This is a genomic window from Vibrio sp. D54, assembly GCF_021728075.1.
Taxonomy (GTDB): domain Bacteria; phylum Pseudomonadota; class Gammaproteobacteria; order Enterobacterales; family Vibrionaceae; genus Vibrio; species Vibrio alginolyticus.
The window spans coordinates 120,505-144,591 of sequence record NZ_JAKKCS010000008.1; the positions used below are offsets into that span (position 1 = coordinate 120,505).

The window sequence follows — 24,087 nt, forward strand, 5'->3', positions numbered from 1 at the left end:
ACAAGGATATTTTGTTGAAACCAACGTAAGAATAGATTATTTATGGTGAAACATGGCAGTACAGTTACACCCGCCAGGGAATAATAACAAATTCGTACGCTAAAATATTAATGCATGGAAGTACCTGATTTATGGAAAAGAAAACACTGTTGACCCACTGTTCTGACGCCCCGGGTCTCATCTCGAAAATTACTAATATCTGTTACAAGCACCAACTCAACATCGTTCACAATAACGAATTTGTTGATAATACCAGTGGCCACTTTTTCATGAGAACGGAGTTGGAGGGGTACTTCAACGATCAAACGTTTCTTGCCGACTTGGACCAAGCTCTCCCGCAAGGTGCTAAGCGTAAATTGGTTGGCTCTCGCCGTAAGCGCATCGTCATTCTCGTCACAAAAGAAGCGCATTGTTTAGGCGATATTCTGATGAAAACCTACGATGGAAGCCTAGATGTTGAGATCGCCGCTGTGGTGGGGAATTACGACAAACTGCAAACTCTCACTGAACGCTTCGACATTCCTTACCACCATGTGACCCATGAAAACCTTAGCCGTGAAGAACACGAGCAGAAGATGCTAGAAGTGATCGATCAATACGATGCTGACTTTTTGGTGCTAGCTAAATACATGCGCGTATTAACGCCGACGTTTGTTGAGAAATATCACCACAAAATCATTAATATTCATCACAGCTTCTTACCTGCTTTTATTGGCGCGAAGCCATATCAACAAGCTTACGATCGCGGTGTGAAAATCATCGGTGCAACAGCACACTTCGTGACTAATGATTTAGATGAAGGGCCGATCATCAAGCAAGACGTAATTCCTGTCGACCATACATTCAATGCCCAAGATATGGCGCAAGCAGGACGCGATGTAGAGAAGAACGTATTGAGTAAGGCTTTGAATAAAGTGATCAATGACCACGTCTTTGTTTATGGGAATAAGACAGTGATCCTGTAATCCCTCCGTACTAGTTACAACGATAGTGAAACCCGTCCAACTTGGCGGGTTTCATCTTTTCAGAAGATCCCCCCTCCAATTCTAACCATCAAAGTTAAACCGATACGTTATAATTTTTCATTTCTCCACAACTATTTACTGAGAGAATGATTCCGTTTATCATTTGCCCTCCTTATAATAAACCACGTTAATATTACGGAATTAAAATGAAAAAAACGTTAGTGGCTTTTCTGATTGGGCTGACTTTACCAGCAACCACAATCGCAGATACTCTTGAGCCTGTTCAGAATGATGTATCCACTCGCATTATCGGCGGCGAACCTGCCAACACTTCCGACTGGAAATTTATTGCTTCACTGGTACGTAAAGGACAACCTACATCTATTGGTCACTTTTGTGGTGGCAGTTTCCTAGGTGGAAAATACGTATTAACTGCTGCGCACTGTGTGGAAGGTCTTAATGCGGACGATCTGGATATCGTTCTTGGTCTTTATGACAAAAACAGAGAGTCTCAAGCACAGCGCATCGCCATTAAAAATATCTATTCACATGATGAATATAACAACATAACAACGAACAATGACATCGCTCTTATTGAATTAGAACGCAATATCGATAGCGCAACTATTGACCTGGCAACGCCAGAACTTTTAGATAGCGTACGCGTAGGAGACAAGTTGCACGTGGCTGGATGGGGAAATACGTCCACGACAGACCGAATATACCCAACCGTTTTACAACAAGTAGATTTGGAATACGTAGATCGAGCTACCTGCCAAAACCTACCAGGAAACTACTCTAATGTATCAGATGACGGTATTTGCGCCGGATACTATTGGGGAGGTAAAGATAGCTGCCAAGGAGATAGCGGCGGTCCACTCATCGTTGATGATAACGGTATCAACAAATTGCTAGGCGTGGTCAGCTGGGGGGATGGATGTGCTCAACCAAACGCTTATGGTGTTTACGCCAACGTCGCTCATTTTCAACACAATGGATGGATAGATAGCCATCGCAATACTATCAGCTTCACTAAGTACCGAGATCTTCGTTTCGTTGAGCGAAAAGCGCAGCAAGAGACCTTTACTATTCGTAATGACGATACTATCCCATTCAACATCTACCAAAGCACAATATCATACGGAAGTACCATCGAGAAAAGCACTTGTACTGGTACCTTAAAGCCTTCGCAAAGCTGTCAAATTACCGTCGGCTACCAACCTAGCTATTCGGGATCAGAAACAACGATAGAGCTCTTTACCGATCATCCGAAACTGTCCAGACTCACAACAACTTTCGAGTATTCAGGTGTAGATAAAGCAAGCAGATCAGTGCGTAATGCCATTCCGCTAGCAGACGCAAATGTTTATACCGGTCAAAACGCTTGGACGGCTGAAAATGGTGAACTTCAGTCAGCAGAAATGGGAATGTCTACTGGTGCATCCATCTTGCATTTAACCGATTTGCCAAAAGGCAAACTATCCATGGATTTTAAAGTCCTATCCGATGGTTTCGATTATTTTGTCGTTTTTGTCAATGGCCAAGAGTATGACTACACCCGCCAGCTTATTGATTACAGTGAACTTTCTATCGATTTTTACAGGAAGTCAAACACGGTTACTTTTGCTTATCTGAAAAATTACGAGTTTAGCGGTGGTTACAACGCGCAAGCGTATATTCGCAATATCAAGATGTCAGTTAGTTCAGATAACACTAGCGAGAGCAGCGTAACCAAAACATCAAGTTCAGGCGGCAGCTTCTCAATTAGCCTATTAATGTTGCTGGCCGCAGGTCCTTTCCTGCGTCGCAAAAAAGGACAATAAGATGCAATATGTACTCAAAACAATGCTGCTTGGCTTGAGCTCCATCAGTTTAGTCGCTTGCTCGGCAAATACAGAAACGCAGCAAGGTCTAGAGTCTGAACATCAAGCCATCATGGTTGAAGCATATCGAACTAGCGATAGTCAAATTTCATTTATCGCCGAGTCTAATGGCTGCAGTAAGAACGATGATTTTAGCTTAAAAATAGAGCAAAACTCTTCAACGGAAGCCCTGCTCACAATCGTCAGGAACAAAGTGGATCATTGTAAACGAATGCCGTTTCCAAAGACTTTCACACTCACTCTAAATAAAGAGTTGAAAGGCAAAAAACTTTCCATTACCAACCCAAAAAGCAAGTCACTGGCTAAATAGTGATTCGCTTACGAAAGGGAGCCTCGGCTCCCTTTTTGCCTCTCGCAACTCAGAAATGTCACTCTAGCGTTTTACGCCTGCTCAGACTCCACAATACGCTTAAGTGAATGCGGGTGCAGCTTGATACAAATGCCTTGGTACTTAAACGCCACGGTTGGGTTGTTCAAGCGTTCGCCTTCCCCTTTCGGGCTCGACAATTTGCTCTTTACACCCAGCTCTTCCAACTCATTAAAACGCGCGCCAAACGCTGGGTAAGTGTGTTTCAAATCAGCAAGAAACTCATCTGCGGTTTCGGCATGAGACGGAATCACAAACTCCACATGTTCCCAGCTTTCAATTGGGTAGATTTTGCCTTCCGCAGGGTATGGCAGCTCCAGACACTCAATCTTCCAACCACGGCTTTCCAACGCTTTGTCGAATTCGATAACGATGATTGGACGACCGTTGATTTTCGCTTGTGAAATCACCTTACCGTATTGATTCCATGCTTCATGCGCGGCTTTTGCTGTTTCAGTATCATTAATTCGCAGCGCAATATGGTCAGCTTGAGCAAAGCTCAGATCCAGTTTTAACAGGGTTGCAAGCTCTTCAATCTTCGCCATAAATGCGTCCAGATCTTGGATCATCAATTCAGGCGTTAGGCGCTTTTCAACTAGTTGAGTCGTCATTATGGCTCTCTTATGGGGCGATTTATCTCATTACTTTGAGCGCAATAGTAAACGCAAACTAAGCCACATTTCCATTCAATCGAAAAAGTAAAAATTTCGCCAATTCCTCTCTGTATGAAAAGCAATAAAGTTGTTATCATTAGCCCCATTTTTGTGAACTCCAACAGAACTCGGTACTTACTTTGCCGAGTTCTTTGTCCTTGAATTGAAGGAAACGCGTGTGAATATCCAAGCACTTATTAATGACAAAGTATCTCAGGCTCTAGAAGCCGCTGGCGCACCTGCAGGCAGTCCTGCGGCAGTACGCCAATCAGCAAAGCCACAATTTGGTGACTACCAAGCAAACGGCGTAATGGGCGTTGCTAAAAAACTGGGTACTAACCCACGAGAATTTGCACAGAAAGTACTGGATGTTCTAGACCTAGATGGTATTGCGAGCAAGACAGAAATCGCTGGTCCTGGTTTCATCAACATTTTCCTAAGCGAAGAGTTCCTAGCAAAACAAGCGGAAGCAGCACTGGCTGACTCACGTCTTGGCGTTGCGGCAGACGAAGCTCAAACTATCGTTGCTGACTACTCTGCACCAAACGTTGCTAAAGAAATGCACGTTGGTCACCTACGTTCAACCATCATCGGTGATGCGGTAGTACGTACTCTTGAGTTCCTAGGTCACAAAGTGATCCGTGCGAACCACATCGGCGACTGGGGTACTCAGTTCGGTATGCTTATCGCAAACCTTGAACGTGTACAACAAGAGTCTGGCGAAGTTTCTATGGAACTTGCGGACCTTGAAGGCTTCTACCGCGAATCGAAAAAGCTGTACGATGAAGATGAAGACTTCGCAGTAAAGGCGCGAAACTACGTTGTGAAACTGCAAAGCGGTGACGAGTACTGTGCAGAAATGTGGAAAAAACTCGTTGATGTAACCATGATCCAAAACCAGCGCAACTACGACCGTCTAAACGTGTCACTGACTCGTGACGACGTAATGGGCGAGAGCATGTACAACGACATGCTTCCTAAGATCGTTGCAGACCTAAAAGAACAAGGTCTTGCCGTTGAAGATGATGGCGCGCAAGTTGTATTCCTAGATGAATACAAGAACAAAGATGGCGAACCAATGGGCGTTATCGTTCAAAAACGCGATGGCGGTTTCCTATACACAACAACAGACATCGCATGTGCAAAATATCGTTATGAAGAGCTAAGCGCAGACCGTGTGCTTTACTTCATCGACTCACGTCAACACCAGCACCTAATGCAAGCTTGGACAATTGTTCGTAAAGCAGGCTACGTACCTGAGTCAGTATCTCTTGAGCACCACGCGTTCGGCATGATGCTTGGTAAAGATGGTAAGCCATTCAAGACTCGTGCGGGTGGTACCGTTCGTCTTGCCGACCTTCTAGATGAAGCAGAAGTTCGTGCAGCACAACTGATCGAATCTAAAAACCCTGAACTAGATGCGGAAGAAAAAGAGAAGATCTCTAAAACAGTTGCAATGGCAGCGGTTAAATACTCTGACTTATCTAAACACCGTACGACTGACTACGTGTTCGATTGGGACAACATGTTAGCGTTTGAAGGTAACACAGCACCATACATGCAATATGCATACACTCGCGTAGCTTCTATTTTCGCTAAAGCTGGTGTTGCTATGGACGCTCTCCAAGGTGACATCAAAATCACTGATGAGAAAGAGAAAGCACTTATTGCTAAACTTATGCAGTTCGAAGAAGCGGTTCAATCTGTCGCTCGCGAAGGCCAACCGCACATCATGTGTAGCTACCTATTCGAACTAGCAGGTCAGTTCTCTAGTTTCTACGAAGCGTGCCCTATCCTAGTTGCTGAAGACGAAGCTGTGAAACAAAGCCGTCTGAAACTAGCAGCGCTAACAGCGAAGACCATCAAGCAAGGTCTGTCTCTACTAGGTATCGATACTCTAGAGCGTATGTAAGCGATTCTAGAATCGAGACGATTTAGAAAGGTTGGCGTGAAAGCGTCAACCTTTTGTTTTATCTGGCGTATACTGATGTCATTCAATTCAAATCGGATAATATAATGAGTTTTGAACTGCACCCTCAATTGGCAAAAGACACTACCGTTATCGGTCACTTCCCACTGTGTGTGGCACTTCTGCATAAAGACAATGCCGTGCCATGGGTTATTTTGGTACCTAAACGTGCAAACCTAAAAGAGCTTCACCACTTGCCAATGCAAGAACAGCAACAGTTTTTGCTAGAGTCTCAAGCGGTAAGCCAAGCACTGGAAGCAACATTCCGTCCAGACAAGCTAAACCTTGGCGCACTAGGTAATATGGTGCCACAGCTGCACATTCACCATATTGCTCGCTTCAAAGATGACGTAGCATGGCCGGGACCGGTTTGGGGGAACACCAAAGGTGAATTCCGTACAGAAGAAGAGCAAAACGAATTGCTTGGTCGCATTAAAAATGTGCTGTCACTGAGCTCTATTTTCCAAAAAGCATAAGCACTGCAAGCGAAAATAATTCGCCTTTGAATACGGCTGAAACAGACAGAGAAAGATTAATACGTATTTGTAACAATCTTTCTCATTTTTCTGGGATTATCACTAAAATAAAACTTGTTTAGACTACCAGCTCAGTTAGAGAGGGTCATCATGAAACAAGTCTTCAACACATTCCGATACGTCAGCTGGATCGCCATCATCTGTTCTATGGCTGCTTCATTCTTGCTTTTTCTTATGGGTGCAGCAAAAACCTATTCAGCATTTGCGGTCTTCATTCTTAATCAAACACCTCCAGAAGCACTCGCACATTTAGATAAAGCAGACATCGCGATCGCTTATTTGATCAAGTCACTGGATACGTTTCTTGTCGCACTAGTTTTGTTCATCTTTGCTCACGGCATCTACACACTATTTATTTCCAACAAAGCTAAAGCGAAAACACAAGAGCAGTCGGTTTTGCATTGGATCAGAACCCCAAACATCGGCCATCTAAAAAACATTTTGGCTGAAGTCATCATCGTGATCTTGTTTGTGAAATTCTTAGAGCTCGTGCTGATTAACTTCGACAGCTTAGATTGGACGATCTTAACATTACCTATTTCGATTTTAGTTTTAAGTCTTGGTTTGAAGTTCCTAGGGTTAGGCGCGACTAAACACTCTGAAGAGCATTAATTTCGCTGTATTCACAAACAATAACCAGCAAAAGAAAAGCCGCATCATTGCTGATGCGGCTTTGTCGTTTTTACGTGATAATTTTTAGGTGACTAATTTTGATAGTCGCTACATGGTGACTGTCAGAGACAAACCATCTTGTTTAGTCACTGAGTAGCGAACACGAGTCACGTCATGAGCTTTATTAGTGTCGACTAGGCGGCTAATTTTGCCCTTCTTAATCCACACGTTTAACATCGCGTCGGCGCCATCTTCACTCATCCCAAACTGTTTAGCCAGATCTGACTGGGAGACGGTTCCTTTGTCTGCAATGTATTGATAAAGCTCTTTTAAAATCATGCTATTTGCGCCTCTAATGCACCGTTTTGTTTCTTACCAACTTGTTTGAACACACGGTATGTGCCAAAGAAGATAGCTACGATCACAGCCATCCAAATACCACTTGTTACTGGGCTATCTGCGAAATGCGTCAATTGGTTGTAGAACGTCGCACATAGGTAAGCCAAGCCCATTGTCCAAACCGCAATAAAGCGTGCGAACTTATGACCAAACTCACGTACGTAAGCCCCCATCGCCGCCACACAAGGTGTGTACAGTAGGATAAAGATTAGGTAAGCAAATGCGGCATTGCCAGAAGCAAACTGAGATTTAATGTTACCGAAGATAGAAGCATCGACTTCTTGTTCTTCGGCAACGGCATTTGAGTCAGTTAAGTCACCCACTTCAATGCCTAGTGGATCTGAGTAGCTCAAACCGGCTAGGTTTTCAGGGATACTCATTACTGCCTCTTCTAGGCTGCCCATTAGATCAAATTCTGCGTCTTCACCGTCGCTTGGCGTAGTGTATAGACTGTTCAAAGTACCAACTACCGCCTCTTTTGCGAAGATACCAGTAATGATACCTACCGTCGCTGGCCAGTTGTCTTCTTGAACACCGATTGGTGAGAATACTGGAGTCACTACTTGCGCTGCTTTAGAAAGCACAGAGTTTTCGCTGTCTTCGTTACCAAAACTGCCATCAGTACCCAATGAGTTGAAGAAACTCAGAATAGCAACAACGATAACGATGGTTTTACCTGCACCAAGTACAAAGCGCTTTAGCTTTTGCCAAGTTTTGATCACCACGTTTTGTAGCGTCGGAAGTTCGTAATCAGGCATTTCCATTACTAGGCTGTCACTGCTACCTGGGTAAAGCGTGTGCTTAAGGAAAAGACCTGTGAAGATCGCTGCTACAATACCAAGTAGGTAAAGTGCGAATACAATGTTCTGACCAGAACCAGGGAAGAATGCTGCAGCGAATAGTGCGTATACAGGCAGACGAGCACCGCATGACATAAATGGCGCCATAGATGCAGCCAGTTTACGCTCACGTTCTTGGTCTAGAGTGCGAGTTGCCATGATTGACGGAACGTTACAGCCAAAACCAAGAACCAACGGTACAAATGCTTTGCCCGGTAGACCGATCTTCTGCATCACTTTATCTAGTACGAATGCTGCGCGAGCCATGTAACCTGAGCTCTCAAGTACCGCTAGGAACAGGTACAAACACGCGATAACCGGAATGAAGGTTGCAACCGTCTGGATACCACCACCGATACCATCAGCAAGAACCGTCACTAACCACACAGGCAAATGACCGTCTAACAAGTGGTGACCACCATCAACCAACAATGCGCCCACACCAATGTCAAAAAAGTCGATAAATGCACTACCGATGTTAATCGAGAACATAAACATCAGGTACATAACAACAAAGAAGAAAGGAATTCCAATCCACTTGTTCAAAATAAACTGGTCGAGTCTTTCAGTCACACTACGACTTAACTTGCCTTCGCTTCGGCGAACTTTTTTACACTGTTCATGCAGATGCGTGTACTTAGTATCCGCGACATGCAAATCGATATCCAAATCTAACGTCGTAATGACTTCCAATACTTTGCTTCTATCAATATCAGAAAGACTATTGAGCACCATTGTGTCTTTTTCAAGCGCACGAATCGCTAGTGCACGATGAGCGACGGTTTGGTCGTTAAAAAGTGCGGAAACCGTTTGAATTGCCGACTCCATCTTCTCACCGTAATGCAAAGACAATTCCTTAAGTGGCACTCCTTGAACGATGGATTTATGAAGCTTTTCTTTAAACTCTGCCACTTGAGTTTTATTGGTTGCAGATAAACTGACAACCGGACAACCTAACGTTTTCTCAAGCTCTGCAACGTTAATCATCTGACGTTCACGCTTTAGCGCATCCATCTTGTTGAGGACAACAATCATAGGGCGACCAAGTTCGCGAAGTTGCAGCGTCATATATAAGCTGCGCTCTAAACTTGTAGCATCCACCACGTTAATAATGAGATCAGCAGGATGAGTTAGAACCGCACGCGATGCGATGGATTCATCAATACTATTACTATCATTACCACTGTCTAATGAGTAAATACCCGGAAGGTCAGTGAGCAAAAACTCATCCCCAGCATGCTTGAATTGTCCCGTTTTCTTTTCAACCGTGACGCCTGCCCAGTTACCAACTTGCTGTTTTGCGCCAGTTAAACCATTAAATAGCGTCGTTTTACCACTATTAGGGTTACCTACGGTTAGCACTTGATATTGCATTACACTCGCTCCACTTCAATTTTCTGAGCAATTGTTTCTCGCAATGCGACAGATACACCACGGACTTCGACTTGTAAAGGATCGCCCATTGGCGCACGTCGAATCACTTTGACTTCTGTATTGGGAAGCAGCCCCATTACCATGAGTTTCTTTCTGATATCTGATGAAAGACCATCTAACAACCGAATCGTCACCGTATCGCCAGGATTAATCTCTGATAACTTCATAGTGGCCCTTAAGAGTATTGCTAATGAGAAATATTATTATTTAATAAGTTTAGGTTGCCAATATTACTCCCCTATACCCCTTCAATCCTTGTGTGAAATCAAAGATTCCGTAAATGTTTTCACGCTTTCAAACGTTAACTTCGTAAATTTCCTCTCGTTATTTACGTCAAAATTAACAATTAAAAATGACACCTAACGAAACAAAAATGTCACAAACCAAGACAGAAAACAAAAAATTCAAATTAAAACAATGGTTTAAGTAAAAAACCAAACATTGTCGCTTTTCTCATATAAACATGGCGTTATTTTTATAAGAAAAATAAGTAACCTCTCGTATAGTTACTCCATCGAGAGGGCAACCTCTCTAATAAATTCCAGAGGTGGCATGGCAACATGTCACTCCGGCAGCAAGCGAAGGTGTCCTTGACACCCGTGGTATAGTCCCCCCGGCTATACCACGATATTTTTTTTCACCTCTTTCAAAACTTCTTTACCTTATTCATCTTTTCAACACAGTTTTCGTTTTCACGAATGTCGCATGCCATCACTCCCCCAAATGAACCACGCTCTTTTGATACAGCAATACAACTGTCATTTATTTGTTGCAACTATCAGTAAATCATTCTCTTGAAGCCATTTATGCTTATTGCTATGAACATCGCGACTAACAGATAGAACGTGATCGTGCTTACGTGTTGAGAATGGACTTGTAGGCTAGATGTGATGAAGAAACAATGAAACTTACTGCGTTAGCAACTGCAGCAATAATAGAGCACTGTATGCAGCTCCCCAGCATCTTAACTATTAACTAGGGAGCGTATAATGAAGGTTTTCTAGTTAATTTCTTGGCTTTCTTGAGTCAAAGCAAACTTGGAAGGGGGCAAACCAAAATGCAACTTAAACTTTTGGCTAAAGTAAGATGGATCATTAAAGCCACAGTTAAAGGCGACTTCACTGATTTTCTCACCCGCCAATAACTGTTCACACGCCGTTTCCAAACGAACCTCTGTGACATAGTCTTTTAACGTTCTTGACGAGGCAGATTTAAAACGTCTCTGCAAAGAGCGTTCAGACATATACAGCATTTTAGCGGCTGACGCAGTGCCAAATTCAGGATCATGGTAATGCTCTGCCACTAATTGATAGACTTTTTGCAACCACTCTTTCTCTGGTGTGACTTGATCTTCTGCAATAGTTACAGGATTGAGTTCTTGCTGCGGTTCATCCAGATAACTCCTTTCCTTCGCAGATGGCCATGTAATCTCGACTTTGTTTTGAGCATCAGAAGAGAAGACAGCCAAATAACCACCACTCGTTGTCACTAATTGGGCAAGGTGGTCAATACTCAACTCAGAGTGATTTAAGTTAGATGGAAACCCAGTCGCGACTTTATTAGGTAATTGCGTCCCGTAATCAAGAAAGCTCAATGACACAATATCATGCCCCTCTTCTAGCATAATTCTAACCGTTTGACCTCGGAAAGAGCGCTTGATGATATTGGCAAAAATGCTATTGAAAATAACATCAAGATTAAAGCTTTCCAGAGCAACCCGGCTCTGCTTGCTCTCATCTTCTAGCTCTACCAAAATACCCGCTTTTGCAAAGTCATCTTGCCATACATCAACCACTGACTGAGTTATCTGACTCAAGTTGTAGTTCTGGCTCCCACCACTTACATCACTTGGAACACTTTTGAGTTCATTTAACTGCCAATTCGTTTTAGCCAAATGATCCTCCGTCGCAGTATCCAGAGGCATAGGTAGTTTCGCCACAATAAAGTCGACGCTTGATTTTATGGATAGAGCTACATGGTCTACGAGTAGGTTTCTAACTTGAATCTGTTTACGTAATTGCTGGTTGCTCGTAAGCAACACTCTACTCTGATGTCTTAACTGATTCGTTTTGAGAGTCACTTGAGCTGCTAGATCACGGTTAGCCTGTACAACGTAGCGAGAGCGCCAGAAAACAAGTAATGCGACGACCGCAATACTAGCTACGACAAAGCCTAAAATAGCAAATCGCGATAGATACCAAGGATGAAGGACGATAAAGTGAGATTCTAAACCAACGACTCCAGTGGCAACTTGAGACTCATTACTGACCTGCAAGTGATATTCACCGGAACTAAGGTGCTCGAGTGTCAGTTGGCCCCCCTCTAACGTTTGCCATGGGTCATCGTTGTTCAATCTATAGTACAAATTTTGACTGTCTGGTTTTGGCATCACACCGAATAAAAAACTCAGCGAAGATCCATATGGCAGTGTGAGCCCATTCAGATCGGCACTACCAACTTGCAGAACTTCATTTTCAAGCACAACTTGGCTAACAATAAACTTAGACTCTGGGGGATTAGATACAAGCAGCTTGGATGCTTCTGCTTTTACGAGTCCGTACTTCGACCCCAGAACAAGCTCTCGCTCACCAATTTCTGTCTGCTGTATAACGCTACAAATACCAGGGAGGAACTCATTGTTCATTAAGCCTGATGACGATGAGTAATGTTTCACTAACTCACCCGAAAGGTGGTAATAGCTTAAACCAACAGAGGAAGCTAACCATACACCTTGCCTGTCTCTGATCAAGCAAGCAGGTCTGGCGTTGGGCTCACTCATTTCAACAACACGTTTTTCATCGCTTCGTGTATCTGTTTTAAACACACCATAAGATGAAGCAAACCACTGGCTGCCATCAACCGCCGTGGTCATGTCTAATGATTCACCAAACTTTTCTGAAAAACGGATAAACTGGATGTTGTCATTACTGTATTGGTATACGCCATGATCGGTGCCTATTAATAGGGCATCTTCAGTATCATATAGGCGCGTAACCTTAGCAGGCAAATACTGACTTACTAGCCACTCACTTCCAAAGTTTCGTACGCTTTGTGCAGCAGTATCAACATTGTAAAGATGATATCCGCTTGATACCCAAAGACGGTCATCACCATCAACGGTCACATGCTCTACGGCATGTCCGGCCATAACCTGTAAATAAGGAAATGTAATCTTGTTGAGACCATTTAGATCAAATATTTCCAGCCCTTTTGAGGTTGCAAGCCAAAGCATGCCGTTTTGAAACGCAAATTCATTGATCTGCGACTCCAACTCTAAGACTTGGTTAATCCCACTCTTTCCTGAACGATAAATCTTTCGGTCATCAGCAAACCAAAGCGCACCATCAGGACCTTCAATAGTTTGCCGAATTCGTCCTGATAGGGTGTGTGAGTCATAACTACTAAAGGTCACTCGTTCAAATTTTTTACTAAATAGCGAGTAATAACGAATACCTTGGTTAGTCGCAATCCACATCCCTCCCATATTGTCGCTCAACAACGAATAAATCTTCGTGTTATCTAACTCTAACTCAAGAAAACTTGCAGGCGCGACTTCGGTGACCTCACCTGAAAAAAATGAGTACAAATAAAGGCCATGCTCTGTCCCCACCCAATACTCTTTATTTGTCTCTGCGAATGTCAAAACATGTGAGCCGCCAATTCTAATCACTTCTTTATCAGGCTGGTAAATGTTGAAAATTAAAGCGCCACGCAATGTACCTATCAAAATTTCTCTTCGCGTGTGTGAATAATAGACTTTCTCAATGTAGCTTTGACCTGAGGCAGCGACATGGTCAAACTTATCACCTTCAGAAAGATAGAAGCCGGAAGTCGTTGCTAGTGCCCACTTCGTTTCAACTAGCACCGCATCATTAATGTAAACGTAGCTATTATTACTATGTTGATAGAGCTGCAATAGAGAGAAAGAGTTTAACTCGCTAGTGTCGATATTGTAGGTATAGAAATGCGAGCCATCACTCACCCAAATATAGTTCTTTGAAGACCCTATTTTTCTTATTTGTGAGCCTGGATTTAAACTAAAGACTAAACGTCGTTCCTGATTTGGATAAGTTCGATAGACCTCATTTTCAATAAAGGTCCAAAAAGCACCTTTATGATAAGCCAACTGCTTAGCCGACGTTTGTAGGAAGCTACCTGATTTAGGCAATATAGTTTGACCATCGTAAAACAGGACTCGTCCGTGTACGTCATGAATCCACAAACCGCCCTTTTCACCCAAGAACAACTTTTTAGCCGCGATAAAAGTACCCTTTGCCTGAGTTGGCAAAGGGTAAAAGATTGCATTTGCATTATGAAGCGCAAATGCTTGGTAGGATAAGACAAAGCCCAACAGAGCAAGGGCTAATTGGCGTAGCAAGACGAAAACCTTTTGTATCAATTTGTGCTCTGAAAGTGACCGTTCATCGTTTGTAAAACATGGATTGATACGGTTATTTTGAGCTGATAATTATTGGTAATGATATCTCAATTACTTTCTGAGAAAAGGCTCGCCTTACCAAAGGTTGTAATTCTTACTACTGGATCACGTTAAAAAGACTACTCCTACATTACGACAGCACTTAATCTGACTTTTTGTTCAAGCATTGCTCAAAACTATTCGCCATATTGTTGAGAAAAGTAAAGTAACTGCCAGGTTTTGCTTCAATTGTACTCCCTAACGGGTCAAGCTCGCCTTTAGTGACATCACTGCCTCTCATTACGCTCTGAACGACAGCCGGGGTAAACTGAGGTTCAGAAAATACACAAGCCACATCTCCACCACTTAGCTTTTGACGAATTTGAATTAAGGTCTTCGCTCCTGGCTTGCGTTCCGGGCTCACAGTAAAATGCCCCATTTGATTTAGTTCATAACGATCTTCGAAATAACCGTAAGCATCATGGAATACAAAGTAACCTTTGTTTTTTACTGGTGCCAGCTTCTGCTTTATCTGTTGGTCAGTGTCTTTTAGCTCGAGTTCAAACTTTTTGAGGTTCGCTTGATATTGAGCTGCATTTTCCGGATCAAGTGATACAAGTTGATTCACAACAGCCTTGGCCACTTGTTGTGCTTGGCTTACACCTAGCCAAAAGTGCGGATCATGTGAGCCATGATCGTGCCCATCATGGTCATGGTTGTGCTCACTATCAAATTCACGCAATTCTAGATTTGGAATTTGACTAATAGTCAAAGTATTCGATCTATCCGAAACAACTTTCTCTAGAAACGGTTCAAGATCATGTCCGTACCAGATAACCAAATCAGCCGAAGCGACCTTTTTAACATCCGATGGACGCAAAGCGTAGTCATGGGGTGATGTGTTAGACTGCAATAACACGTCTGGTGAAGTTACTCCTTGAGTAAGCTCTGTTACTAACAACTGAATAGGTTTGATACTCGTCAGTACCGTTACCGCCTGTGCTGGCAGTGTTAACATTGCTGAGGCAGCAAGAATTAATGCTCTTTTCATAGTTTTACTTGGGATATGGCGTGGAAAGTGAGATAATGTTACATTATAACATTATTGATTTGCAAATGAGTTTCATTCATGTCTTCCTTAGTCCATCTTGAGCAGTTATGCGTCGAGTTCGATGGCCGCAGAGTTCTCGATAACATTAGTATGGAATTAGAAAAGGGCAAAATAACTACCCTAATTGGTCCCAATGGAGCGGGAAAATCAACGTTAGTCAAAGTTATCTTAGGTCTTCAAAAGCCAACTAGCGGCAAGTTGAACCGACAAAGAAAACTGAAAATTGGTTACGTTCCTCAAAAGTTGAAGCTCAATGACTCCCTTCCATTGAATGTAACCCGCTTTCTAAATTTAGCAGGAAAATACAGTAAGCAGGAGTGCATTGATGCATTACGGCTTGTTGGCGCTGAACATTTACTTAATAGTAATATGCATCGCTTATCCGGTGGTGAAAACCAACGAGTGTTACTGGCTCGCGCTCTGCTTCAACGTCCTCAGCTATTGGTATTAGACGAACCAGCTCAGGGGGTGGATATCCAAGGTCAAATCGATCTCTATGACTTAATTGAGAGCATTCGTCACCGCTTTGATTGTGGCGTATTTATGGTATCGCATGACTTACATTTAGTGATGGCGAAAACGGACGATGTTATTTGTCTGCATCACCATGTTTGCTGCTCAGGTTCACCTGCCACTATTACTCAGCACCCTTCTTACATCGCACTATTTGGCAATGCAGCGAGAGAGTCTCTCGCGTTTTATCATCACGACCATGAGCACCATCATCACGATTTATCCGGAACGCCAGTAAGCGGTGATGCGACATCATGCTCCCACCATAAACACGGACATCACCATCATGATTGAGTTTCTCCTACCTTCTATTCTTGCTGGTATTGGTATCGCGATCATTGCCGGTCCACTTGGGTCATTTGTCGTTTGGCGTAAAATGGCTTACTTCGGAGATACCCTAGCTCATGCATCGTTAATGGGCTTAGCGCTGGGCTTCTTGCTCAACGTAAATCTCTACCTTGCGCTACTCGTCTGCTGTTTAGCTCTGGCCGTTTTGCTTGTCACTCTGCAAAAGCAACAACTTGTGGCTACAGACACGTTGTTAGGTATCTTGGCACACAGTGCACTCTCTATCGGTTTAGTATCGGTTAGCTTTTTGGAAAACGTGCGCGTCGATTTAATGAGCTACCTATTTGGGGACTTACTTGCCGTCTCTCCACAAGACCTGATGTTTATTTACGCAGGTGTTGTTGCGGTAAGTGCGTGTTTGTACGTCTTCTGGCGCCCACTGCTTTCTAGCACTGTTAGTGAAGAACTTGCCGCTGTTGAGGGCGTGAATACAGACTTAGTTAGATTGGTGTTAATGCTAATGGTGGGTGTAGTAATCGCAGTAGGTATGAAGTTCGTTGGCGCGTTGATCATGACTTCGCTCCTAATTATCCCAGCCGCAACAGCACGTAAAGTCTCTTCATCACCAGAGCAAATGGCATTGTTCGCATCCATTATTGGCTCTGTGGCAGTACTGATGGGGCTTAGCCTATCATGGCACTTCGATACACCGGCCGGCCCTTCCGTAGTGATCAGCGCAACATCCTTATTTATGCTGAGCCAGCTGATTAAAAGCAAAGCATAATCGCATTGAACATTAAACGCGAAAGACCTTGCTAACAACAAACATAAATCCACGGAAACGGAAAAAGAAAAGCCTGCGAAATCGCAGGCTTTTTAATACTTATTAAGTAGTGTGGTCGATTACCAACCCGTCACTTCACGTAGACCTTGGCCAATCTCTGCTAGAGATTTCACAGTTTTAACGCCAGCCGCTTCTAGTGCAGCGAATTTGTCTTCAGCAGTACCTTTACCACCAGAGATAATCGCACCAGCATGGCCCATACGCTTACCAGGAGGTGCAGTTACACCAGCAATGTAAGAAACCACTGGCTTCGTTACATTTTCTTTAATGTATGCTGCTGCTTCTTCTTCTGCAGTACCACCGATCTCACCGATCATAACGATCGCTTCTGTCTCAGGGTCTTCTTGGAACAGTTTTAGGATATCAATGAAGTTTGAACCCGGGATTGGGTCACCACCGATACCAACACAAGTAGACTGGCCGAAACCTTCGTCAGTGGTTTGTTTAACTGCTTCGTAAGTTAGAGTACCGCTACGAGATACAATACCTACTTTTCCTTTCTTGTGGATGTGACCAGGCATGATACCGATCTTACACTCATCAGGAGTGATAACGCCCGGACAGTTAGGGCCAATCATGCGAACGCCAGTTTCTTCTAGCTTCACTTTTACGTCGATCATATCTGTAGTAGGGATACCTTCAGTAATCGTTACGATTAGCTCGATACCCGCGTCAATCGCTTCTAGGATTGCATCTTTACAGAAAGGTGCTGGTACGTAGATGACTGTCGCTGTTGCGCCAGTCGCTTCTACTGCTTCGCGTACTGTGTTGAATACAGGAAGACCTAGGTGAGTTTGGCCGCCTTTACCTGGAGACACACCACCAACCATTTGCGTACCGTATGCGATAGCTTGCTCTGAGTGGAAAGTACCTTGACCACCAGTGAACCCCTGACAGATTACTTTAGTGTCTTTGTTAATTAATACAGACATTATTTAGCCTCCGCAGCAGCAACAACTTTCTGAGCAGCATCAGTTAGCGACTCAGCAGCAATGATATCAACATCAGAATTAGCAAGAACTTCGCGACCTAGGTCAGCGTTAGTACCTTCAAGACGAACAACAACAGGTACGCTTACGCCTACCTCTTTAACCGCACCGATAATACCTTCTGCGATCATGTCACAACGTACAATACCACCGAAGATGTTAACAAGTACCGCTTTCACATTGTCATCAGATAGGATGATCTTGAATGCTTCAGCAACACGCTCTTTCGTCGCGCCGCCACCTACATCTAAGAAGTTAGCTGGTTTGCCGCCGTGTAGGTTTACGATATCCATCGTACCCATTGCTAGGCCTGCACCGTTAACCATACAGCCAACGTTACCGTCTAGTGCTACGTAGTTCAGCTCCCACTGAGCTGCGTGTGCTTCACGCTCATCTTCTTGTGAAGGATCGTGCATTTCACGAAGCTTAGGCTGACGATACAGTGCGTTTGAGTCGATGTTGATCTTACCGTCAAGACATAGCAAGTTGCCTTCGCCAGTAATCACAAGTGGGTTGATCTCTAGCAGAGCAAGATCGTACTGAGAGAACATAGTGCCAAGACCCATAAAGATCTTAACGAATTGTTTGATTTGGTCGCCTTCAAGACCAAGTTTGAACGCTAGCTCACGACCTTGGTAAGCTTGTGGACCTACTAGTGGGTCAATTGCTGCTTTGTGGATGAGTTCCGGCGTTTCTTCCGCAACTTTTTCAATTTCCACACCACCTTCGGTAGAAGCCATGAAAACGATCTTACGGCTAGCACGGTCAACTACCGCACCTAGGTATAGTTCGTTCGCAATATTTGAAGCTTCTTCAACAAGGATTTTTGTTACTGGCTGACCGTTAGCGTCAGTTTGGTAAGTCACTAGGTTTTTACCTAACCACTTCTGTGCAAACTCTTTAACGCCTTCTTTTGTATCGTGTAGCTCTACGCCACCCGCTTTACCACGGCCACCAGCGTGAACCTGACATTTAACTACTTTCTTGGCTGTACTAATACGGCCTGCGGCTTCAAAAGCTTCTTGTGGTGTATCACACGCGTAGCCTTCTGGCACAGGCAAACCGAATTCTGCAAACAGCTGTTTGGCTTGGTATTCATGCAAATTCATTTCGATATTCCGTTTGTTTTTCCCTTAAGGGATTTATTATTTCCATAACGCTGCAGTCTTGGCTGCTTGTACGTCTGTAGGGTCTTCTCAAATCAATCCTTCATCATGAGTTCTCATACTGAAGGATTAAAATGAAGGCCAAACGTTGAGCTAGTCTAGCCATTGAAATTTTTAACGTCTAGCTACCTACGATAACTAGACGTTTTAGCGATATTAAACGTCTAATAGGAGACGTGCTGGGTCCTCTAGTAACTCTTTAATCGTTACTAGGAAGCCAACTGATTCACGACCATCAATTAGGCGGTGATCGTAAGATAACGCTAGGTACATCATCGGCAAGATTTCAACTTTGCCATCCACTGCCATCGGACGCTCTTGGATCTTATGCATACCAAGAATCGCTGATTGAGGTGGGTTGATGATTGGTGTAGACATTAGTGAACCGAACACACCACCGTTTGTGATAGTGAAGTTACCGCCCATTAGCTCGTCTACCGTTAGCTTGCCATCACGACCTTTAATAGCCAGCTCTTTGATGCCTTTTTCAACATCAGCGAAACCAAGCTTGTCACAGTCTTTTAGGACAGGTGTAACTAGACCACGTGGCGTTGATACCGCCATGCTAATGTCGAAGTAGTTGTGGTAAACAATGTCATCGCCATCAATCGAAGCATTTACTTCTGGGTAACGCTTAAGCGCTTCTGTTACTGCTTTCACGTAAAAAGACATGAAGCCCAAACGAATACCGTGACGCTCTTCGAACTGATCTTTGTACTGCTTACGAAGGTCCATGATTGGTTTCATGTTGACTTCGTTAAACGTCGTTAGCATTGCCGTGTTGTTCTTCGCTTCTAGCAGACGGTTAGCAACTGTCTTACGAAGGCGAGTCATTGGAACACGTTTCTGACTGCGAGCTGCTGCTGGCACGTCAACCACTGCTGGCGAGTCTTCTTTTGACGCAGATTTAGCGTTCGCAAGATGCGCTTCAATATCTTCGCGCGTAATACGACCACCAACACCAGTGCCTTTCACTTGGCTTGCTTCTAAGCCATGTTCAGCCAACAAACGGCGCACTGCTGGGCTTAGTGCGTCATTACTTTCTTCGCTAAGCGCAGCTTTGTGACGCTTATCAGGAGATGCTTCAGTACCTTCTGTTTTGTCTGCAGTTGGTTCACCTGCAACTGCGCCTGGCTTCAATTTAGCAATGATTTGTTTAGAAAGTACTGTCGCACCTTCTGCTTCAACAATAGCTTCTAAAACGCCAGCTTCCGGAGCTGGAACCTCTAGCACAACTTTGTCTGTTTCGATGTCAACCAAAACCTCGTCACGCTCTACTGCGTCGCCTGGTTGTTTGTGCCATGTCGCTACGGTTGCATCAGCAACTGATTCAGGTAAATCTGGAACCAGAATTTCAATTGTCATATCTGTTTCTTCCTTTAACTTCTAGTTCTTAATTCGAAGTTTTTGAGTTCACGTTCAGAGCGTCTTCAACCAACGCTTTTTGTTGTTTCAAGTGCACCGACATGTAGCCAACTGCTGGCGAAGCAGAAGCTGGGCGACCTGCGTATTTAAGATTTGCACCTGCAGGAATAGCGGCACGGAAGTTATGTTGGCTACAGTACCAAGCACCTTGGTTCTGAGGTTCTTCCTGACACCACACGAAGTCTTCAACGTTAGTGTATTGAGCAATTGCTGCTTGTACTTCTTCCATTGGGAATGGGTAAAGCTGTTCAATACGCACGATAGCAACATCGTCTTGCTCGTTGTTACGGCGCTGCTCTAGTAGGTCAAAGTAAACCTTACCAGCACAGAACACGACACGTTTCACTTTGCTTGGTTCTAAATCATCTACTTCTGGAATTGCAGATTGGAATGTACCATCCGCCAAGTCTTCAATCGTTGAAGTACATAGAGGGTGGCGCAGCAAAGATTTCGGCGACATAACAATGAGAGGTCGACGCATTGGGCGTACAACCTGACGACGAATCATGTGGTACACCTGAGCCGGTGTTGAAGGAACCACAACCTGCATATTTTGCTCAGCACAAAGCTGAAGGTAACGCTCTAAACGTGCAGATGAGTGCTCAGGACCTTGACCTTCATAACCATGAGGTAGAAGCATAGTAAGACCGCACAAACGCGCCCACTTTTGCTCGCCTGACGAGATAAACTGGTCGATAACAACTTGTGCACCGTTGGCAAAATCACCAAACTGTGCTTCCCAGATAGTTAAACCACCTGGTTCGGCTGTTGCGTAACCGTATTCAAACGCCAACACAGCTTCTTCTGACAATACTGAGTCAAAGACTTGGAATGGTCCTTGGTTGTCATGAATATTCGCTAATGGAATGTAAGTGCTTGCATCGGTTTGGTTATGAAGAACCGAGTGACGGTGGAAGAAAGTACCACGACCCGAGTCCTGACCAGAAAGACGAATACGCTTGCCATCGTCAACCAATGTAGCATACGCCAATGTTTCAGCCATACCCCAGTCAATAGCTTTTTCACCGGTCATCATTGCTAGACGATCGTTGTATAGCTTATTAACACGGCTTTGCAGTTTATGGCTTTCTGGGTACTGACACAGACGATTGCCTAGCTCAATAAGGCGTGTCTTGTCGTATTTTGAATCCCACTCCATATCCCATTCGTGCCCCAAGTAAGGGGACCAGTCTACAGAGTGCAACGCCATTGGACGCCATTCTTTAACAACCACTTCACCGCGATCCAATCCATCGCGATACTCATTGACTAACTGAGTCGCTGTCTCGATATCTGACTCATTTTTGTCGATCAGAACATCTGCATACAATTTGCGTGGTGTAGGATGCTTTTTGATTTTCTGGTACATCAAAGGCTGAGTCGCATTTGGCTCATCCGCCTCATTGTGGCCGTGGCGACGGTAACATACAAGATCGATCACGACATCGCGCTTGAACTCGTTACGGTAATCCAATGCAATGCGAGTAACAAAAGCAACAGCTTCTGGGTCATCTGCATTTACATGGAAAATTGGCGCCTGCACCATCTTCGCGATATCGGTACAGTACATCGTAGAACGCGTGTCACGAGGATTAGACGTCGTAAAGCCTACTTGGTTGTTGATGACGATACGTACCGTACCACCAACTTGGAACCCACGAGCAAGAGACATGTTGAACGTTTCGGCAACCACTCCCTGACCAGCGATTGCAGAATCACCGTGGATGGTGATAGGAAGTACTTTGCTACCTTGATTATCACCCAAGCGGTCTTGACGTGCTCGAACTGAGCCCATGACTACCGGGTTTACGATTTCTAGGTGCGATGGGTTAAATGCAAGTGCTAAGTGAACATCACCGCCTGGAGTCGCAAAATCAGCAGAGAAACCTTGGTGATATTTCACATCACCCGTACCCCAAGTTTCGTCGTGTTTACCGGCGAACTCATCAAACAGGTCTTGAGGTTTCTTACCAAGTACGTTCACCAGCATGTTCAAACGACCGCGGTGAGCCATACCGATAACCACTTCACGCATTCCACTTGTACCCGCATGACGGATCAACTCTTTCGTCATCGGAATCAGCGCATCACCACCTTCTAAAGAGAAACGTTTTGCACCTGGGAATTTCGCCCCGAGGTAACGCTCCAAACCTTCAGCGGCTGTTAGCTCTTCTAGGAATGTGCGCTTCTCATCTTTGTTGAATGATGGCTGGCCTACGACAGACTCAAGGCGCTGCTGAATCCAACGCTTTTGCTCTGTGTCAGTCATGTGCATGTATTCAGCACCGATGGAACCGCAATAAGTTTTGTTGAGGGCTTCATAGATATCTTTCAACTTCATGGTTTCTTGCCCAACAGCAAAAGAACCTACGTTGAAAGTTTCTTCGAAGTCATCTTCGGTAAGATTATGAAAAGCAGGGTCTAACTCCGCCACGGTTGGGCGTTGCCATAGACCTAGTGGGTCTAATTCTGCAGCTTCATGCCCGCGGAAACGGTATGCGTTGATTAGCTGTAGAACTTTTACTTGTTTTGCATCGACATCTGGGTCACTAACTTGGACATTGTAATGCTTTGTTTCTCTAGCGAGTCGTCGGAAGTAGTCACGGACACGTGAATGTGGTTGTTCTGCCACTTCTTCTGATGGCTTAGGCAAGCCTTCAAAAACACGTTTCCACTCCTCACTTACCAGATCGGGATCACTTAGATACAGTTCGTAGAGGTCCTCTACATACGTTGCATTGGCGCCAGCCAAGTGTGAAGACTCGAGCCATGCCTTCATCACGCCGTTGTGCATATTTTCCCTTAACCAGTAGTTTTCACGTTTGCTTCGGTCTTTGCCGAGCTATAAGAGCCGACTAAAAATACGGTCGGCAATTTTTGTATTCTTTACTCGAATATTACTGAAGCAGTGAAGCGGTCATATCGGGTGATCCGCAACACTGCGACATTCCTAAGAGCGAGTAAATTAAACCGAACGATTAACCAACATCGACTTAATGTGACCGATGGCTTTCGTCGGATTTAATCCCTTAGGACAAACACTTACACAATTCATGATGCCATGGCAACGAAAAACGCTAAATGCATCATCAAGATCAGACAAACGTTCATCTGTTGCCGTATCGCGGCTATCAATTAGCCAACGGTACGCTGCGAGAAGACCAGCTGGGCCGATGAATTTATCAGGGTTCCACCAGAATGATGGGCAAGACGTTGTACAACATGCACACATGATACATTCGTACAATCCATCTAAATGCGCACGGTCATCAGGCGATTGTAGATTCTCACGTGATGGTGGTAATGCACCATCATCAATCAAGAATGGTTTAACTTTCGCATAGTTATCATAGAACTGCGTCATGTCAACGATAAGATCGCGCACGACAGGTAACCCTGGTAGTGGACGAATAACTATCTTATCGCCTTGTAGAGCAGATAACGGTGTGATACACGCTAGGCCGTTTTTACCATTCATATTCAAACCATCAGAACCACATACCCCTTCACGGCATGAGCGACGGAACGCGATGCTTGGATCTTGCTCTTTTAGCAGAATCAATGCATCAAGCACCATCATGTCTGAGCCTTCGTCTACCTCAAGGGTATACTCTTTCATGTAAGGCTTAGTATCCACATCCGGATTGTAACGGTATAAAGAGAAGTTTAATTTCATA

At 44.2% G+C, this 24,087-nt stretch carries 19 protein-coding genes; 8 read left to right on the forward strand and 11 right to left on the reverse strand.

The window, feature by feature from the left end; translation table 11 throughout:
- Positions 1 to 131: 131 nt before the first annotated feature.
- From purU to L3V37_RS12835, 3 genes are all read left to right on the forward strand, one after another.
- Complete coding sequence (gene purU, locus L3V37_RS12825; protein ID WP_005382206.1) at positions 132 to 965, forward strand: formyltetrahydrofolate deformylase; 834 nt, start codon at positions 132 to 134, stop codon at positions 963 to 965.
- 206 nt (positions 966 to 1,171) lie between these two features.
- Complete coding sequence (locus L3V37_RS12830) at positions 1,172 to 2,788, forward strand: trypsin-like serine protease (protein WP_237306430.1); 1,617 nt, start codon at positions 1,172 to 1,174, stop codon at positions 2,786 to 2,788.
- 1 nt (position 2,789) lies between these two features.
- Positions 2,790 to 3,158: a hypothetical protein gene (locus tag L3V37_RS12835; protein ID WP_237306431.1), complete on the forward strand. Its 369-nt coding sequence runs from the start codon at positions 2,790 to 2,792 to the stop codon at positions 3,156 to 3,158.
- Between the two features lie 71 nt (positions 3,159 to 3,229).
- Here the strand turns inward: L3V37_RS12835 and L3V37_RS12840 are convergent, their stop codons facing one another.
- On the reverse strand, positions 3,230 to 3,826 hold the full coding sequence (locus tag L3V37_RS12840; protein ID WP_104974367.1) for a VOC family protein: 597 nt from the start codon (positions 3,824 to 3,826) through the stop codon (positions 3,230 to 3,232).
- A 220-nt stretch (positions 3,827 to 4,046) separates the two neighbouring features.
- Between L3V37_RS12840 and argS the strand changes: the two genes are divergently transcribed.
- The 3 genes from argS to L3V37_RS12855 all read left to right on the forward strand — a co-directional run bounded on the left by argS (position 4,047) and on the right by L3V37_RS12855 (position 6,985).
- Positions 4,047 to 5,780 (forward strand): arginine--tRNA ligase, encoded by a 1,734-nt coding sequence (gene argS / locus L3V37_RS12845; protein WP_005388349.1) that lies wholly within the window; start codon positions 4,047 to 4,049, stop codon positions 5,778 to 5,780.
- 104 nt (positions 5,781 to 5,884) lie between these two features.
- Positions 5,885 to 6,313, forward strand: coding sequence for an HIT domain-containing protein (locus L3V37_RS12850; RefSeq protein ID WP_005382194.1), 429 nt, complete (start codon positions 5,885 to 5,887; stop codon positions 6,311 to 6,313).
- A gap of 150 nt (positions 6,314 to 6,463) precedes the next feature.
- Positions 6,464 to 6,985, forward strand: a complete 522-nt coding sequence (locus L3V37_RS12855; RefSeq protein ID WP_042523163.1) for a YqhA family protein — start codon at positions 6,464 to 6,466, stop codon at positions 6,983 to 6,985.
- 108 nt (positions 6,986 to 7,093) lie between these two features.
- Here the strand turns inward: L3V37_RS12855 and L3V37_RS12860 are convergent, their stop codons facing one another.
- The 5 genes from L3V37_RS12860 to znuA all read right to left on the reverse strand — a co-directional run bounded on the left by L3V37_RS12860 (position 7,094) and on the right by znuA (position 15,125).
- Complete coding sequence (locus L3V37_RS12860; protein WP_005382192.1) at positions 7,094 to 7,324, reverse strand: FeoC-like transcriptional regulator; 231 nt, start codon at positions 7,322 to 7,324, stop codon at positions 7,094 to 7,096.
- Complete coding sequence (gene feoB / locus L3V37_RS12865; RefSeq protein WP_132936498.1) at positions 7,321 to 9,597, reverse strand: Fe(2+) transporter permease subunit FeoB; 2,277 nt, start codon at positions 9,595 to 9,597, stop codon at positions 7,321 to 7,323. Before feoB ends, L3V37_RS12860 begins: the two co-directional genes overlap by 4 nt.
- Positions 9,597 to 9,824: a FeoA family protein gene (locus L3V37_RS12870; protein ID WP_005382190.1), complete on the reverse strand. Its 228-nt coding sequence runs from the start codon at positions 9,822 to 9,824 to the stop codon at positions 9,597 to 9,599. Before L3V37_RS12870 ends, feoB begins: the two co-directional genes overlap by 1 nt.
- A gap of 833 nt (positions 9,825 to 10,657) precedes the next feature.
- Positions 10,658 to 14,035, reverse strand: coding sequence for an AraC family transcriptional regulator (locus L3V37_RS12875; protein WP_237306432.1), 3,378 nt, complete (start codon positions 14,033 to 14,035; stop codon positions 10,658 to 10,660).
- A gap of 202 nt (positions 14,036 to 14,237) precedes the next feature.
- Positions 14,238 to 15,125, reverse strand: a complete 888-nt coding sequence (gene znuA / locus L3V37_RS12880; RefSeq protein WP_065274261.1) for a zinc ABC transporter substrate-binding protein ZnuA — start codon at positions 15,123 to 15,125, stop codon at positions 14,238 to 14,240.
- 78 nt (positions 15,126 to 15,203) lie between these two features.
- Here znuA and znuC point away from each other — a divergent pair, with 78 nt between their 5' ends.
- The gene (znuC, locus tag L3V37_RS12885) at positions 15,204 to 15,992 is read left to right on the forward strand and encodes a zinc ABC transporter ATP-binding protein ZnuC (RefSeq protein WP_005382185.1); all 789 of its coding nucleotides are present in this window, start codon (positions 15,204 to 15,206) and stop codon (positions 15,990 to 15,992) included.
- A complete protein-coding gene (znuB, locus tag L3V37_RS12890) occupies positions 15,985 to 16,770 on the forward strand; it encodes a zinc ABC transporter permease subunit ZnuB (protein ID WP_005382183.1) in 786 nt (261 codons plus the stop codon). Before znuC ends, znuB begins: the two co-directional genes overlap by 8 nt.
- Positions 16,771 to 16,889: 119 nt before the next feature.
- On the opposite strand, the gene sucD is transcribed toward znuB, so the two are convergent.
- From sucD to L3V37_RS12915, 5 genes are all read right to left on the reverse strand, one after another.
- Positions 16,890 to 17,762, reverse strand: coding sequence for a succinate--CoA ligase subunit alpha (sucD, locus tag L3V37_RS12895; RefSeq protein WP_005382181.1), 873 nt, complete (start codon positions 17,760 to 17,762; stop codon positions 16,890 to 16,892).
- Positions 17,762 to 18,928 (reverse strand): ADP-forming succinate--CoA ligase subunit beta, encoded by a 1,167-nt coding sequence (gene sucC, locus L3V37_RS12900; RefSeq protein WP_005382179.1) that lies wholly within the window; start codon positions 18,926 to 18,928, stop codon positions 17,762 to 17,764. Before sucC ends, sucD begins: the two co-directional genes overlap by 1 nt.
- A gap of 213 nt (positions 18,929 to 19,141) precedes the next feature.
- Positions 19,142 to 20,350: a 2-oxoglutarate dehydrogenase complex dihydrolipoyllysine-residue succinyltransferase gene (gene odhB, locus L3V37_RS12905; protein ID WP_005382177.1), complete on the reverse strand. Its 1,209-nt coding sequence runs from the start codon at positions 20,348 to 20,350 to the stop codon at positions 19,142 to 19,144.
- Between the two features lie 28 nt (positions 20,351 to 20,378).
- Positions 20,379 to 23,204 carry a 2-oxoglutarate dehydrogenase E1 component gene (gene sucA, locus L3V37_RS12910; RefSeq protein WP_237306433.1) on the reverse strand — a complete coding sequence of 942 codons (2,826 nt, stop codon included), beginning with the start codon at positions 23,202 to 23,204 and terminating at the stop codon, positions 20,379 to 20,381.
- 171 nt (positions 23,205 to 23,375) lie between these two features.
- Positions 23,376 to 24,086, reverse strand: a complete 711-nt coding sequence (locus L3V37_RS12915) for a succinate dehydrogenase iron-sulfur subunit (protein ID WP_005382174.1) — start codon at positions 24,084 to 24,086, stop codon at positions 23,376 to 23,378.
- Position 24,087 lies beyond the last annotated feature (1 nt).